Source organism: Nocardia sp. NPDC057440 (assembly GCF_042802915.1).
In the GTDB taxonomy this organism is placed as follows: domain Bacteria; phylum Actinomycetota; class Actinomycetes; order Mycobacteriales; family Mycobacteriaceae; genus Nocardia.
Genome location: NZ_JBHVDF010000020.1, coordinates 80,704 through 95,870, shown reverse-complemented (window position 1 = coordinate 95,870; position 15,167 = coordinate 80,704). Strand labels below are relative to the sequence as shown.

Here is a 15,167-nt window from a genome sequence, read left to right as displayed (position 1 = left end):
GCCGGGGTGCGGGCGGGGGGGGGGGGTGTGCTCGGGGGGGGCGGGGTCACCGCGCGCCCCCGCGGGCGGAGCGCCGCCCCCGGGCCCCCCGCGCCGCCCCCCCCCGCCGAGGGCATCGACCGCTTCCTCGTCGGGCTCGCGACCCTGACCATGATCGCGGAACTATCACCAGATCGGCCGCTGCTGTGTCTCGTCGACGACGCGCAATGGCTGGACCAGGAGTCCATCGATGCCCTGTTGTTCGCCGTTCGCCGGTTTCACGCCGAGTCCTTCGCCGTGCTGATCACCGCTCGCGAGAACGGCCGGTCGTTCAGTGCGCCCGGGATCAAGGAGCTCCACCTCTCCGGGTTGACCCCGGATGCCGCTGGGCAACTCGTCGCCGAGTCGGGACAGGAATTGGTTCTGGCGGTCCGTGATCAGGTGGTCGCCGAGGCCGCTGGCAATCCACTCGCCCTCATCGAACTGTCCCGCGCCCTGACCGACGAGCAGCGGATCGGCAACATCGCCCCATTGAGCCTGCGACTCGGCGCGAACCCGATCGCCGCCGACCGGGTGATGGCATCGTTCCGCGACCGCATCGCAGCCCTGCCCGAAATGACCCACCTGTGCGTCCTGGTAGTCGCGGTGAGTGGTATGGCGGAATTATCCGCCGTCACCAGGGCAATCCAGCTCCTTGGCGCGTCGATCACGGACTTCGTACCCGCCGAACGGGCGGGGCTGCTGGAAGTCACTCCGTCGGCCATCGTGTTCCGGCACCCCCTGGTGCGGGCCGTCGCCCGATCGATCGCCGATGTCGCGCAGCGCATGACCGCGCATCGCGCTCTCGCCGAGGTCTTAGACGGCGACCAGGCCGTGTGGCATCGAGCGGCGAACGCGACCGGGCCGGACCAGGCTGTCGCCGACGAACTCGAGCACGCCGCCGAACGCGCCGGTCAGCGGGGCGGATTCGCCGCCGCATCGGCTGCCTACGAACGTGCCGCGTCGTTGTCCGTCGAGGCAGTCACCGCGGGTCGCCGCTACACGGCGGCCGCCGAGGGCGCGGTGCACGCCGGGCAGCTGCGTCGGGCCGGGATTCTGGCAGACCGGGCAGCGCCGCTCATCGACGCCGGGCATCTCGTTGCCGCACTCGCCTGGGTCCGGGCGAGCGTCGCCTTCGAAAGGGGACGACCGATCGATGCCGCGCGGATCCTGCTCGATGTCGCGGAGAAGGCGCTGGACCTCGAGTCGGATACGTTCATGTCCCTGGTCGGTCAGGCGGCCGTCTGCGTGTGGGCCAGTACGGCCGATCCGGAACAGATCGTGCTCGGCCGCCGGATCGCCGAATTGAGTCGAGCGATGGGTGGCGCGTCGTGCTCCTCCTTCGCGCTGAACGCCATCCTGCTCTGGCGCTACGACGACGACGCGCCGTTCTCCATGCCCGGCCCCTTGGACGACGAGGACGTCCCCGCGTCCGCACGGACTGCTCGCGCCTACGTTCACCTCGCACGCGGCGATATCGAAGGGGCGCAAGCGGAAGCGATTCGCCTGGAGTTCGAATGCCGGGATCGTGGTATGGCCGGACAGCTAGCCGGAGCCCTGGTGTTGCTCGCCGTCTCGCAATGTCTGCTCGGCGCGCACGCCGAAGCCGCGATCAATGTGGACGAGGCACGAATGATCGCTACCGATACCGGACAGCAGTTGTGGTTCGCCTACGCTACCGGTGTCGCAGCGTGGCTGGCCGCGGTCTCCGGAGACGTGAGCCGATGCCGGGCACTCGTTGACGAGGTTGCCGCGCACGCCTCGGGTGTATGGATTACGCCACTCGCGTGGTCGGACTACGCGCTCACCGCGCTCGATCTCGGCAGCCGACGCTACGACAGGGTGCTCGACCGCCGCCAGGCCGCCGCGACCGGACCGATCCGGCACAACTTCGAGCCGCTGTTCGGTGACGCCGACCATATCGAGGCCGCAGTTCGTTGCGGCAGAAGCGAACTCGCGAAACGGCCCTACGCGAGGATCAGCGAGTGGGCCCGCTCGACCGGACGCGACTGGGCGCTCGCCATCACCGAACGCTGCGCCGCCTTGTTGTCCACGGGGCCCACGGCCGAGGCACACTATCGACGAGCACTGGCGCTGCACCAGGCGGAAGACCAGCCGTTCGCCCGCGCGCGCACCGAACTGCTGTACGGGGAATGGCTGCGGCGTGAGCAGCGCAAGATCGAATCACGGGACCACTTGCGCACGGCCGCGGATACTTTCGCTCGGCTCGGCGCGCTGCCGTGGTGGGAGCGAGCGACCGCGGAACTGCGTGCTACCGGAGCTGTCATCGCCGCGCCCGAGCAGGCCACGGGCCCGCTGGGGACGTTGACACCGCAGGAACTCAAGGTGATACGGCTCGCCGCGGCCGGCGCATCGAACCGGGAAATCGGCGCTCAACTGTTCCTCAGCCCACGTACGGTCGGTTACCACCTGTACAAGGCGTTCCCGAAACTCGGCGTCACCTCGCGCAACGAACTGGCGACCTTGACCGGCGCGCTGAGCTAGGTGTTGCGGGACAACACCTTGTTGACATGTCCATTCTGTCCGGTGAGGCTGCCGAGGGATGTGACAATGTGACGGTGGAGCTACATCACGCATGTCTCGCCCTGGGCATCGGCATGGTGGCTGTCAGTGAACACGACGGAGCGGCGCGTCTGCATCGGGCCGCCCTGGGCTCTCGGCTCGATTGGTGATGAGCCTGGACGGCCCGATCGAGGTCCACTACGACACAAGGGTCCACCACGCCCGGGCAATCGTCGCAGGGTTCATGCGTCCGGGAATCGTGGCGGCGGCCACGACTCTGCGTTCGCAGCAGCCGATCGCCTACGTGGAGTTGTCGCCATCGGCATTGCAACGTCTGACGGGGGTGCCGCTGAGTGAGATAGACGCTGGCGGTGTGAGCGCCGATGAGGTTCTTCCGTGGGTGAATTCACTGTCTGAAGAACTCGCCGACCGGCCGGTCGATCAACGAGAGGCGGTCTTGCGTGCAAGGCTTCTCGACCAGCTGCATCGGACTGACGACGCTGGTTCCGAAGACGCCTTCCGAACACTGGACCAGATCAGAGACACGCGAGGTACGGCGTCGGTGGAGGACTTGGCGCAATCGTCTCACCTAAGCCCTCGGCGGTTGCGGTATGTAATGCGGCGCTCCCTGGGAATCAGCCCCAAGTTCGCTTCTCGGGTGGCACGCTTGGGCTCCGCTTTGACGGGTGCTAGCGCAGGGGCGGGCTCGTGGGCCGAAGTTGCCGCCGAGTACGGCTACCACGACCAGAGTCACCTTGTGCATGACTTCCGTGACCTGATGGGCACGAGTCCCACCGCCTGGCTTGATGAAGAGGGCCGAAATCTACAAGGCTGGCAGCGCCCCGCCCCATGACGATGGGGGCATGAATAGCCAACTGCTCCCCAAACTCCTGGTCTCCGACGCCGACGCAGCGATCACCTACTACACTCGGGCGCTCGACGCCCAGGTGCAACTTCGAGTCGCTGATGACCACGGCATCGTGAACCACGCCGACCTCACATTCGGCTCCGTCACGTTCTCCCTGGCGCAGAGCGTGGAGGAATGGGGATGGAACGATCCACGATCTATTGGCGGCTCGCCTGTCTTGATCCTGCTCACCGTGCCGGACCCTGACGCGATAGCGGAGCGCATGGTGCGCCACGGGGCCGAGATCGTGATCCCCATCGACGACCGGCCGTACGGCAAGCGGCAAGGCAGGGTCAAAGACCCGTTCGGCCATCTCTGGGTCATCAGCGGGGATCTTCGCCAGGTTCGATAACTCATCGGAATTCGCCGCTGAGCTTCGAAGGCCGGCGTCGGCTCGTAGAGCGCTGCCGCACCCGACCAATCGCGCACGTGGCAGCCGAGATGGGAATCTCTCGGGCAGCGCGTCCAAGTGGGTGAATCGGTGGCGCCGCTACGGGGACTTCGGCCTGCTGGACCGATCGTCCGCGTCGCACCGTCAACCGACAGCGATATCGCCGGAGGTTGTCGAGTTGATCGAGACCTGGCGGCGGGAGCGTAAATGGTCCGCATACCGGATCACGTTCGAACTCAACGACGACGGCGTTCAAATCAGCCGGCGCACGGTCACCCGAATCATCGGCCGACTCGGGCTGAACCGGCGCAGATTCATCGACCCCGACGGCGACACCAACCGGCGACCTCGAACAATCGTCTCGAAGAGGCCGGGGCACATTGTGCATGTCGATGTGAAGAAGGTTGGCCGCATACCCGACGGCGGCGGATGGCGTGTGTACGGCCGCGACTCGGAGCAAGCCCGTGCGGCGGCACGATCGAAGACCAAGACCGGGAAGCGCGGATACGTGTACCTGCACTCCGCCGTCGACGGCCACACCCGCCTCGCCTACACCGAACCTCTGCCGAATGAGAAGGCGGCCACCGCGATCGGGTTCCTACACGGCGTGAGGGCCGCCCACACACGCACCTGCTCGATGGATTCCAGCACGCAGTGCTGGCCGCCACGGTCATCCAGTACGGGCCAGCGGAATTCCGTTGTTCGGCAGCCTCCTGGTTGATGTCCCCGGGAGGTGTGGGGATCGGGTCCGTCGCGGTGCCACCACACCTTCGCAGCGAAGCTCGCTGCCTCTGATGGTCTTTGCTTCGATCGGTGACCAGCCGATGCGGCTCAGAGTTCGTCACGCTCGTCACAGCCGCGTCGACATCCTATCGCGATGGCCACGAAATCCCCTACGCATATCGGCTGTTCCGATGGATTCAGACCGGGTATGGGCAACGCCCGGTAATGCCTGTTCGTTGCACATAGTCGCGGCCTGGCACGGCCACGATCCGGCGGTGTCGCTGTCCATCTACAGTGATGCACAACCCGAGGATTTGCGCGCCGCCGGCGCTGCACTGTTCGGGTGACCTGATGAGCGCTCTCCGCGCGTTGGCAAGTTCTTGGCAAGTTGGCCTGCTGGAAGTCGTTTCGCGGAGCGCGAATACAGCCTCTGACCTGCCTGGAATGACAGCGGTAAACATGACGACCGGCTGGTTCAGCGTCAATCTCTCCCGCATCCGGGGTGCATACGCCATGATGAGAGAGCGAATGTGAGCTCTCAATCGACGACGGGGTTTCGAGGTGGCACTGTTCCGCACCCTCACCCAGCAGCGGGCAGAACTGGAAAAGGAATGGACCCGCTGGGCGACAGCGCCGACCGCGGCGGCGACTGACATCTCGGCGGAAACCAGCGTGCTCCGCGCTGAAGTCGCACAATCCTGGCAGCGCTCACTACACACCGTCGACCCGGGCCGCACGGCCGCGCCCGGCCTCGACGATGTCGGCGACCGCTGGTCGGAATCCGCCTTGCGCGCACCGATTACCGAACTGGGAGGCCAACTACGCAGCATCGCCGAGGAAGCGGGCTACGTTGCCGCGGTCACCGACGAATCGGGCATCGTCCTGTGGTCCTGCGGTGACCGCGCGGTCCGTCGGCAAGCCGAACAGGTGAACTTCGCCCCCGGCGGTCGCTGGGACGAAAGCCATATGGGCACCAACGGTTTATCGCTCGCGCTCCACGACGACCGCCCCACCACAGTGTTCTCGGCCGAACACCTGGTCGCCGCACTGCACGGCTGGGTCTGCTACTCCGCGCCGATCCACGCGCCCGACGGCAGACAGGTCGGCGTGCTCGACCTCTCCAGCTCGTGGAACCGCTCGCATCCTGCAGTCATGACCTCGGTGCGTGCCCTCGTCACCGCCGTCGAGACCATGCTGCGCGCGGCCGCGCCCACCCCGGCGCCGGGTGTACGTCTCGAATGCCTCGGCGCCGCAAAGCTTTTACGCGAAGGCAGACCGGTCCCGCTACCACCACGCCAACTGCAAATCCTGGCTCTGCTCGCACTGGAGCCCGACGGCTTCACCCCCGAGCAACTGCACGCCGCGGTCTACGGCGACCGCCAGGTCTCCGCCAACACGCTCAAAGCCGATGTCTCGCACCTGCGCCGGACCACAGGCGGCGAGATCACCAACCGCAGGTACATGCTCACCGGCGCGGTGTCCTGCGACGCGGTCGAGTTGCTCGCCGCCATCGCGGCGGGGGACGCCACCTCGGCGCTGTGGCTCTATCGCGGACCGCTGCTGCCCGGCTCGGACACGCCGGGCGTGGTGGAGTGGCGCACGTATCTGGACGTGGGTGTGCGCACCGTGGTGCTGGCGAGCGATCGCGCCGAGCATGCGGTGACGCTCGGAGAACGCGTCCCCGACGACATCGAAATACACGAGCACGCGCTGCGGTTGTTGCCCGCCGACGACGTGCGGCGTGCCGTGGTTGCCGCGCGCCTCCACACCGCATTGCACACCTAGCTTCCGCGGGTCGACGGCACCAACCTCGCACCAACCTTCACGGGTCATAGTGGCCCCTCAGAGGAAGATTCCGCGAGGAGCACTGCCATGATCTACGCCAAACCCGGGTCCGGAACCGGCATTGTCAGTTACGCCGCCCGCTACGACAACTTCATCGGAGGCGACTGGGCGGCTCCCATCGAGGGACGGTATTTCGACAATCCCTCCCCTGTCGACGGCGAGATCTTCTGCGCGGTGGCCCGGTCGACCGCCGCCGATATCGATATGGCCCTGGAAGCCGCACACCACGCTGCCGAAGGCTGGGCCGCCACCTCCGTCACCGAGCGCGCCAATATTCTCAACCGGATCGCCGACCGGATCGAGAACAGCATCGAACCGCTCGCGGTCGCCGAATCCTGGGACAACGGCAAGCCGGTCCGCGAAACCCTCGCCGCTGACCTGCCTTTGGCGGTCGACCACTTCCGCTACTTCGCGGGTGCCATTCGCGCACAAGAGGGCAGCATCGCCGAGATCGACGCCGACACCGTCGCCTACCACTTCCACGAGCCGCTCGGCGTGGTCGGGCAGATCATTCCGTGGAATTTTCCGATCCTGATGGCGGCATGGAAGCTGGCGCCCGCTTTGGCCGCCGGCAACTGTGTGGTGCTCAAACCGGCCGAGCAGACACCGGCGTCGCTGCTGTTGGTGGTGGAGCTCATCGCCGATCTGCTGCCGCCCGGTGTGCTCAACGTGGTCAACGGTTTCGGCGTCGAGGCGGGCAAGCCGCTCGCCGCCAGCCCGCGGGTGGCGAAGGTCGCCTTCACCGGCGAGACCACCACCGGCAGGCTGATCATGCAGTACGCCAGCGAGAACATCATTCCGGTCAGCCTGGAGCTGGGTGGCAAGAGCCCCAACATCTTTCTGCCCGATGTGATGGCCGCCGACGACGAATTCCTCGACAAGGCTGTCGAAGGCTTCGTGATGTTCGCGCTCAACCAGGGCGAAGTCTGCACCTGCCCGTCCCGAGCGCTGATCCACTCCTCGATCTACGAAGAATTCCTGGCCCGCTGCATCGAACGCACCAAAGCCATCAAGGGCGGCAACCCACTCGACGACACCACCATGATCGGAGCCCAGGCCAGCAACGACCAATACGAAAAGATCCTGTCCTACATCGACATCGGCAGGCAGGAAGGCGCCCGCGTGCTCGCCGGAGGGGAAGCACGCAAGGTCGACGGACTACCCGGCGGGTACTACATCCAGCCGACGATCTTCGAGGGCAACAACACCATGCGGATCTTCCAGGAGGAGATCTTCGGACCGGTGGTCTCGGTGACCCGGTTCGACACCGTCGAGGAAGCAGTGCGCATCGCCAACGACACCCTCTATGGACTCGGCGCCGGTGTTTGGACAAGGGACGTCAACACCGCATACCGGATGGGTCGAGCGATCAAGGCAGGACGAGTATGGACCAACTGCTTCCACGCATACCCAGCGCACGCCGCGTTCGGCGGCTACAAAAAGTCCGGAATCGGGCGCGAGAACCACAAAATGATGCTCGATCATTACCAGCACACCAAGAATCTGCTGGTCAGTTATACGCCGACCAAGCTCGGGCTATTCTGATGCATGGCCGGGTCCATCGCGTCGCCATCACCGATCGGGCACGAACCGTGTTGCGGCGGTTGATCGAACAGAACGGCCCAGTGCTGTTCCATCAGTCGGGCGGTTGCTGCGACGGCAGCTCACCGATGTGCTTCCCGGCCCGCGAATTCCGCATCGGCGGCGCCGACGTCCTGCTCGGCCGACTGCCGTGGCACACCGAATTCTGGATCAGCGGTGACCAATACGAGCTGTGGAAGCACACCCATCTCACCGTGGATGTGGTCAGCGGCCGCGGCAGTGGGTTCTCCCTCGAAGCGCCGGACGGCGTGCGCTTCATCGTCCGATCCCGGCTGCTCACCGATGAAGAATCCGCTGCACTGGCTGCCGGGCCGCCACCGCACACCGGAGCTGACCGCATGACCTGACACCACAGGGACGGGTGACGGTCCGGGGATCCGCAGCCCTTGGCCGGCACCGCACGGCCTCGTCGTCCCGGTTCGCACCGGGGCGACGAGGTGCGGTTCCCTACGACCTCGCTACCGGCCCGGCAGGAACCGGAAGCTGCGCGCGAGCGTCATCAGCAGTCGCTGCCACTTGTCCTGTGAGATCACCGGGGGCGCATCCAAGTTCATGAACCGGGTGACGACCACGGTCTGCGGCTCGGTGAACTTCAGCAGTCCGTCCGGGCCGTGCCTGCGACCGACTCCCGAGATGCCCATGCCACCCATCGGCGCCGAGGTGGTGCCCCAGGCAGGCGCGTATCCCTCGTCGACGCACACGGTGCCCGCATGCAGTTGCCGGGCGATCTGCTCGCCGTCGCTCTTGCTCGCCGCCCACACGCTGGCGTTGAGGCCGTACTCGGTGTCGTTGGCCAGTTGGACGGCTTCGTCGACGGTGTCGACCGGGTAGATCGAGACCAGCGGACCGAAAGTTTCGTCGCGGCCGCACTCCATCTCGTCGGTCACCTCGGCGAGCACCGTCGGTTCGAAGAACAGCGGGCCGAGATCCGGACGTGCTTTGCCGCCCGCGAGCACCTTCGCCCCTTTGGACGTGGCGTCGGCGACGTGCTTGGTCACGGTCTCCAGCTGCGCTTCGGAGATCAGGCTGCCGATATCGGCCGAATAGTTGTAGGCGGCACCGAGTTTCGCGGCGTGCACCGCAGCGATGAACTTCTCGGTGAACTCCGTGGCGACCGAACGCTCGACGTACAGTCGCTCGATCGAGATGCACAACTGTCCGGCGTTGGAGAAGCAGGCCCGCACCGCCGCCTTGGCGGCTTTGTCCAGCTTCGCGCCCTTGGTGACGATCATCGGGTTCTTGCCGCCCAGTTCGGCAGAGAAACCGATCAGCCTGCGCCCGCACTGCTCGGCGAGCGAACGGCCGGTCGCCGAGGAGCCGGTGAACATCAGATAGTCGCAGGCATCGACGATCGCGGTGCCGACAACGGTGCCTGGACCGGTCACCACCGCGAGCAGATCGCGCGGCAGCCCGGCTTGGTACAGCAATTCCGCGCTGGCCAAGGACGAGAACGGCGTTTGGCTGTCGGGCTTCACGACAACGGCGTTGCCGGCGAGCAGCGCGGGGATCGAGTCGCCGATGGACAGCAGCATCGGATAGTTCCAGGGTGCGATGACACCGACAACGCCCTTGGGCTGGGTGTGCACCGATGCCCGATTGAGCACGGGGAAAGCGCCGGGCACCGAGCGTGGTTCGAGTAGCCCCGGCGCCGCCTTCGCGAAGTACCGCGCGGCGAACATCAGGCCCAGGATCTCTTCTTGAGCGGCCCACCGCGCCTTACCGGTCTCGGCCTGCACCACGTCCATGAGGAACTCGCGGTGCTCGATTACCAGCTCCCGATAACGCTCCAGCACGGCGGCGCGTTCCTTGGCCGATCGCGCGGCCCACCGTGCCTGCGCCGCCCGTGCCCGATCGAATGCGGCGGTCACGTCGTCAGCGGTGCCCACCGGCACCGTGCCGAGCGGCTTACCAGTGAAGGTCTCGACGATCGTCTTGGTCGAGCGGGCCTCGGGGCTATCGATCGCCGCCAGTGCGCTCAGACGAGCGAAAACTTCGGCTTCCGGCGCGGGCATCGTTGCCTCCTACTTGTGAGTAACCGCAGATTACACACAATCTACGCCGCCGCACGCCCGCGCGGCACACACCCGACCCGGTTCGGCCGCCGATGTCGCCGATTCGGCGGAACGCACAGGCTCCGCACCTACATCCGGACCGGTCCGAACTGCCGCAGGCTCCGAATAGCCGATGAGCACCGCAGAAGCCAAGGCGTCCACTGGAATTCATCACCTCGACGTCGGCGCTTCAGAGTTGAGCTCCGATGTCAAATCGAGTCTCGCTCACCGGGACCCGATCGCCGTACGGGTCGGCATCTCGATTACGTTGTGCCGATGTTCAGAGCGAGGCTCGGTGTCCGAACACGGATACTGGCGATCGCGCTCATCCCGAGCCTGACTCTGCTCGTGGTCGGCGTGGGTGCAGCGGGATACCTGGTAGCCCAGGGAAACAAGGCCCAGGATTGGGCTTCGCAGAATCAGCACGCGATCCCGCCGACCAGAGAGCTGCTAGAGGCCGTCCAGCAGGAACGTCACCTGACAATTGCCGCGCTGACCGGCGACGATTCCGTCACGCCGACGCTCGGAGCGGCCCGAATACGGCTCGACAGCGCACTGCGGGGACTGATCGCGGCCTCCACCGGCCTGCGCGAGGTCGACGATTCGAAGATCGGCGACGACGCCGCGAACTTCATGACCCTCGGCACCCAGATAACCCAGGTGCGTACCGCCACCGACGCGGGCCAGCTACCGGTGCCCGATGCGTACATGTTCTACAACCGCCTGCTCGACGTCATCACCTTCGGCACCGAGATCGCCGAGCAGACCGCGCCCGACGCCGAGATCGGCGTGGGCATCGCCGACGGGATGCGCATTTTCCTTGCCGTGGAAGCGATGTCGCGCAGTAACGCACTGGCAGACATGATCGCCAATGCGAACGGCCCCACTCCCATTCCGATAGAGGAATACCTTCGGCAGATCGGCTTCTATCACACCGAAGTCGCGAACCTGACGGCCGAACTCGACCCGTCCCAACGCGAGCGTTTGCAGGCACTGACGAACAGCGCCGCATGGCAACAGCTGACTGCGGTGGAAAATGCCCTCGCCCAACACAATACGACCAGCACCGCGAGCTCCTCCAGCTCCGCCGGCACGTCTAACTCTTCGAATTCCTCCAGCTCCTCGAGTTCTGCCGGCAAGCCATCGACCACTCCGGCACTGCCGTCGAGCCCATCCGAATGGCACAACGCCGCGGCCGAGGTGAATCGCGGGCTGATCGACGTCTGGATCGCGCAGAACAAGCAGTCACAGAAACTGGCCGAAGACAAGGCCGCCGAGTCCGCGGCGACCTCCGCGTGGGCAGGCGGCGGGGTCATGGCGGTCAGCGTGCTGGCCTTCGTGATCGCGCTGCTGCTGGCCAACCGCATCATCCGCAGGCTCAAGCGGCTGCGTAGCGAAACCCTCGCGCTCGCCGACGAGCGCCTGCCCGAGACGATGCGGCGGCTGAGCGAGGGCGAAATCATCGATCCGGCCACCGAATCGCCGACCCTCGACTACGGACACGACGAAATCGGCCAGGTGGCCAAGGCATTCGAGCACGCGCACTCCGCGGCCATCGCCGCCGCCGTGAACGAGGCCCGCACCCGGGAGGGCGTGAAGGCCGTCTTCCTCAATATCGCCCACCGCAGCCAGATCGTGGTCCATCGGCAGCTGGAGATTCTCGACGAGGCCGAATCCAAGCAGGAGGATCCGGCCTTGCTCGACACTCTCTTCCGGCTCGACCATCTGGCCACCCGCGAGCGCCGCAACGCCGAGAACCTCACCATCCTCGGCGGCGGACAGCCCGGCAGGCAGTGGCGCAACCCGGTACCCCTGATCGACGTGGTGCGCAGCGCCGTCAGCGAAACTCTCGACTACACGCGGGTCCGCGTCGCCCGACTGCCCGAGACCCACGTCATGGGCAACGTCGTGGCCGACCTCATCCACCTGCTCGCCGAGCTGGTCGACAACGCGACCGCCTTCTCGCCGCCGCAGTCGCGGGTCGAGGTGACCGGCAATGTGGTCGGCAAGGGCATCGTCGCCGAGATCAGCGATCAGGGCATGGGAATGTCGGATGCCGACATGGCCAAGATGAACGACATGCTGCGCAACCCACCGGATTTCGGAGTCGCGGCGCTGTCCGCCGATTCCCGCCTCGGTCTGTTCGTCGTCGCCCAGCTCGCCGTCCGGCACGGTGTCTCGGTCCGGCTCGCGGAGTCCGACTACGGCGGGATCCGGGCCATCGTGCTCATCCCGTCCGCGTTGATCGCCGGCGAAAACTCCCTGCCCGCATCGGCATCGGAGACGACCGACGCCGGACGCAGGCGCCGCCACCCGGTGTCGTATGTCGAATCCGCGGCACACGAGTTCGCCGAACCCGAATCCGCGGTGCTGACCGCGCCACCGGAAGCGCCGCCGGTGGTGGAACCGCCGCGGCCGACTCCCGTGAACGGGCCGCGGCCGAGCGCGCCGACACCGCACGCGGACCCCGACGGCAGGCCCGCCCTGCCGCGCAGGCACCGGCAGGCCAGCATCGCGCCACAATTGGCGCAACCCGCTCCGGTCGAGCCGGTCGCCGACCCGGGCACCGAGCGCGCACGCAGCGCCGAACAGGCCCGAGATCTCATGTCCGCCATCGAGAACGGCACCAGGCAGGGCCGCCGGGCTGTGCCCGACGAGCTGCCGAGGGCCGTGCCCGAGGAGTTCCCCGCTACCGCGGCCGCCGTGCCCGCGGACGAACAGGAAGGCAATGGTGACTTCTTCCAACACCGGTGATCTGAACTGGCTGCTCGACGATCTGGTCGACCGGCTGGCGGGCGTACGTCACGCGGTGGTGCTGTCCACCGATGGCCTGCTGCTCGGCAGATCCACTGCCATGACCCGCGAGGACGCCGAACACTTCGCCGCGATGTCCTCGACCCTCTACGGATTGGCGCGCAGCGCGGGCAGCCGTTTCGACGGCGGCGGGGTCCGGCAGGCGGTGATCGAACTCGATCGCGCCGTGCTGTTCGTGACCTCCGCCGGCGATAACGCCTGCCTCGCACTGCAAGCGGCCGAGACCGCGAATCTCGGCATGGTGGCCTACGAAATGAATGTCACCGTCCAACGTGTCGGCACCTATCTGTCCACCCCCGCGCGACTGCCATGACACGCAAGGGTGAGCCGTGGTTCGACGAGGCCGCCGGTCCGCTGGTCCGGCCTTACGCGGTGACCCGTGGCCGCACCATCGGTGCCGGTCATGATCTGGACATGCTCACGGTGGTCGTCACCGCTGATCGCGCGCCCACCCTGCGGCGGACCGAGCCCGAGTACACCGACATCGTTCGGCTCTGCCGCGTCCCGCAGTCGGTCGCCGAGGTGGCGGCCCATGTGAAACTTCCCTTGGCGGTGACCAAGATCCTCGTCGGCGATCTGATCGGCGAGGGACATCTGATCTTCCGGGCTCCGGTACAGCCGGAGGCCGGCCCGGGCGATCTCAACATATTGCGAGCGGTACTCGATGGCATCCGAAAACTCTGACCCGCATTTGGCCGCCTCGGTCAAGATTCTCATCGCCGGTGGATTCGGCGTCGGCAAGACCACCATGGTCTCGGCGATCAGCGAAATCACGCCGCTGCGCACCGAGGAGCTGATCACCGAGGTCAGCACCGGGGTCGACGACCTGTCCGGCGTCGAGCAGAAGACCACTACCACGGTGGCGCTGGACTTCGGACGCATCACCATCGACCGTGATCTGGTGCTGTATCTGTTCGGAACGCCGGGGCAGGACCGGTTCTGGTTCCTGTGGGACGAGCTGGCCCGCGGCGCGCTCGGCGCCGTCGTGCTCGCCGATACCCGCCGTCTCGGCAATTCCTTTGCCGCCGTTGACTTCTTCGAACGCCGGGGCCTCGCATTCACGGTCGCGGTGAACTGCTTCGACGGTGCGCCCGTCTACACCGTCGACGAAGTGCGCGACGCCCTCGACCTCGACGTCCATATTCCGGTGCTGCTGTGCGACGCCCGCAGCCGCGAATCCTCCAAGGAAGTGCTGGTGAATCTTGTGCAGCACCTGATCGAGCGCGCGAGCAGGCCCACGGTCGCCACCTGATCACCGCCAGGTGGCCCCTCGGCTTCATATCTGGTACAGCCAGGAAATGAAGAGCAGGACGCCTGCGGCGCCGAGCACGAGGGACACCGGGATCGGCCACCGCGGCCCGCTGCGCCCGAGCAATTGGTGGCTCAATCGCACCTGCATCACGCCGAGCCCGGCCAGCAATGCCAGCCACGCGGGCAACAACCCGACTCCGAGGAGCGCGTGCACCGCCCACGCACCGGCCAGTGTCGGTCCGCCCCAGGAATGTTCGAGGTCGTTGTTCGCGATCAGCGGATAGGCGATGCCGCGCACCGCGGCGACCATGGCGAGGAACGCCAGAAACCACGTCAGCACACAGACCGAGATCGCGAGCGCCGTGTGCACCGCGGCGCGCAGACGCGACCGAGCTCCCATCGGGAACGTCGCACCGAACAAGCGGCGCGGCACCCGCAATCTGACAGCCACCGGGCGACACGCGAGCGGACCCGCCACCAATGCGTAACCGGCCCAGCGCAACAACGAGCACACCGATCTCATGTAGGCGACCGTATCGCGGTATACGGTCGCCGCGACAGCGCATCGGCGGACGACGCCCGGAACCGCAATTGATCCGGTTGGCTCAAGCCAATCGCCCGGCGTCGACGAGATCGTCGAACAGCAGCTGGTCCACCGGTGGCACCAGAGCGCGATCGGCGTAGTTGAACCAGGCGACCTCTTCGATCTCGCTGCTCGCCGCGAGCGTGCCGCGGTAGTCGGCCGTGTAGCAGCTCATCCGCACCACCACACCACTGTCGGGGCCGTGCACCGCCGCCTCGTAGGTGCCGACGTGAGCGACCGTCTCCGGCAGCAGCGCGACGGTCAGCTCTTCCTCGATCTCCCGCAGCAGCGTCTGCAGATCTGTCTCCTCACCCTCGCGTTTTCCGCCGGGAATGTAGAAGATGTCCTTCCCGCGCGGGCGTGCACACAGGATGCGCCCGTCTTCGATGCGCACCCACGCGACCGTATCGATCAGCTGCCCCACTCGCCCGTCCGCCACCGCCGCAGCTTAATCCAGTG

14 protein-coding genes and 1 pseudogene are annotated in these 15,167 nt (G+C 66.6%); 12 read left to right on the top strand and 3 right to left on the bottom strand.

The window, feature by feature from the left end:
* From ACFU4Z_RS31415 to ACFU4Z_RS31380, 8 genes and pseudogenes are all read left to right on the top strand, one after another.
* Positions 1-2,523: LuxR C-terminal-related transcriptional regulator (locus ACFU4Z_RS31415; RefSeq protein ID WP_379070315.1), on the top strand; the 2,523-nt coding region annotated here is incomplete at its 5' end.
* A 26-nt stretch (positions 2,524-2,549) separates the two neighbouring features.
* A complete protein-coding gene (locus ACFU4Z_RS31410; RefSeq protein ID WP_379070312.1) occupies positions 2,550-2,711 on the top strand; it encodes a hypothetical protein in 162 nt (53 codons plus the stop codon).
* Positions 2,711-3,394 (top strand): helix-turn-helix domain-containing protein, encoded by a 684-nt coding sequence (locus ACFU4Z_RS31405; RefSeq protein ID WP_379070429.1) that lies wholly within the window; start codon positions 2,711-2,713, stop codon positions 3,392-3,394. The genes ACFU4Z_RS31410 and ACFU4Z_RS31405 overlap by 1 nt, the downstream gene beginning before the upstream one ends.
* Before the next feature lie 10 nt (positions 3,395-3,404).
* Positions 3,405-3,800 (top strand): VOC family protein, encoded by a 396-nt coding sequence (locus tag ACFU4Z_RS31400; protein ID WP_379070309.1) that lies wholly within the window; start codon positions 3,405-3,407, stop codon positions 3,798-3,800.
* A pseudogene (locus tag ACFU4Z_RS31395) lies at positions 3,797-4,461 on the top strand (helix-turn-helix domain-containing protein); the annotation flags it as partial. The gene ACFU4Z_RS31400 and the pseudogene ACFU4Z_RS31395, both read left to right, overlap by 4 nt.
* A gap of 662 nt (positions 4,462-5,123) precedes the next feature.
* On the top strand, positions 5,124-6,347 hold the full coding sequence (locus ACFU4Z_RS31390; RefSeq protein ID WP_379070306.1) for a transcriptional regulator: 1,224 nt from the start codon (positions 5,124-5,126) through the stop codon (positions 6,345-6,347).
* Positions 6,348-6,434: 87 nt separating this feature from the next.
* The gene (locus tag ACFU4Z_RS31385) at positions 6,435-7,952 is read left to right on the top strand and encodes an aldehyde dehydrogenase family protein (RefSeq protein ID WP_379070304.1); all 1,518 of its coding nucleotides are present in this window, start codon (positions 6,435-6,437) and stop codon (positions 7,950-7,952) included.
* Positions 7,952-8,356: a DUF779 domain-containing protein gene (locus tag ACFU4Z_RS31380; RefSeq protein ID WP_379070301.1), complete on the top strand. Its 405-nt coding sequence runs from the start codon at positions 7,952-7,954 to the stop codon at positions 8,354-8,356. Before ACFU4Z_RS31385 ends, ACFU4Z_RS31380 begins: the two co-directional genes overlap by 1 nt.
* A 111-nt stretch (positions 8,357-8,467) precedes the next feature.
* Here the strand turns inward: ACFU4Z_RS31380 and ACFU4Z_RS31375 are convergent, their stop codons facing one another.
* Positions 8,468-10,021 (bottom strand): succinic semialdehyde dehydrogenase, encoded by a 1,554-nt coding sequence (locus ACFU4Z_RS31375; protein ID WP_379070298.1) that lies wholly within the window; start codon positions 10,019-10,021, stop codon positions 8,468-8,470.
* Between the two features lie 315 nt (positions 10,022-10,336).
* Here ACFU4Z_RS31375 and ACFU4Z_RS31370 point away from each other — a divergent pair, with 315 nt between their 5' ends.
* From ACFU4Z_RS31370 to ACFU4Z_RS31355, 4 genes are read left to right on the top strand one after another with little or no spacing between them, the layout of a single operon-like run.
* Positions 10,337-12,814, top strand: coding sequence for a nitrate- and nitrite sensing domain-containing protein (locus tag ACFU4Z_RS31370; protein ID WP_379070295.1), 2,478 nt, complete (start codon positions 10,337-10,339; stop codon positions 12,812-12,814).
* The gene (locus tag ACFU4Z_RS31365) at positions 12,789-13,187 is read left to right on the top strand and encodes a roadblock/LC7 domain-containing protein (protein WP_378674425.1); all 399 of its coding nucleotides are present in this window, start codon (positions 12,789-12,791) and stop codon (positions 13,185-13,187) included. Before ACFU4Z_RS31370 ends, ACFU4Z_RS31365 begins: the two co-directional genes overlap by 26 nt.
* The gene (locus tag ACFU4Z_RS31360; protein ID WP_378674428.1) at positions 13,184-13,558 is read left to right on the top strand and encodes a DUF742 domain-containing protein; all 375 of its coding nucleotides are present in this window, start codon (positions 13,184-13,186) and stop codon (positions 13,556-13,558) included. Before ACFU4Z_RS31365 ends, ACFU4Z_RS31360 begins: the two co-directional genes overlap by 4 nt.
* On the top strand, positions 13,539-14,126 hold the full coding sequence (locus tag ACFU4Z_RS31355; RefSeq protein ID WP_379070292.1) for an ATP/GTP-binding protein: 588 nt from the start codon (positions 13,539-13,541) through the stop codon (positions 14,124-14,126). Before ACFU4Z_RS31360 ends, ACFU4Z_RS31355 begins: the two co-directional genes overlap by 20 nt.
* Positions 14,127-14,150: 24 nt before the next feature.
* Here ACFU4Z_RS31355 and ACFU4Z_RS31350 read toward each other — a convergent pair whose 3' ends face one another.
* Both ACFU4Z_RS31350 and ACFU4Z_RS31345 read right to left on the bottom strand, forming a co-directional pair.
* Entirely contained in the window at positions 14,151-14,648 is a 498-nt protein-coding gene (locus ACFU4Z_RS31350; RefSeq protein ID WP_379070289.1) for a hypothetical protein, read from the bottom strand.
* An 82-nt stretch (positions 14,649-14,730) separates the two neighbouring features.
* The gene (locus ACFU4Z_RS31345) at positions 14,731-15,147 is read right to left on the bottom strand and encodes an NUDIX domain-containing protein (RefSeq protein ID WP_379070287.1); all 417 of its coding nucleotides are present in this window, start codon (positions 15,145-15,147) and stop codon (positions 14,731-14,733) included.
* Positions 15,148-15,167 lie beyond the last annotated feature (20 nt).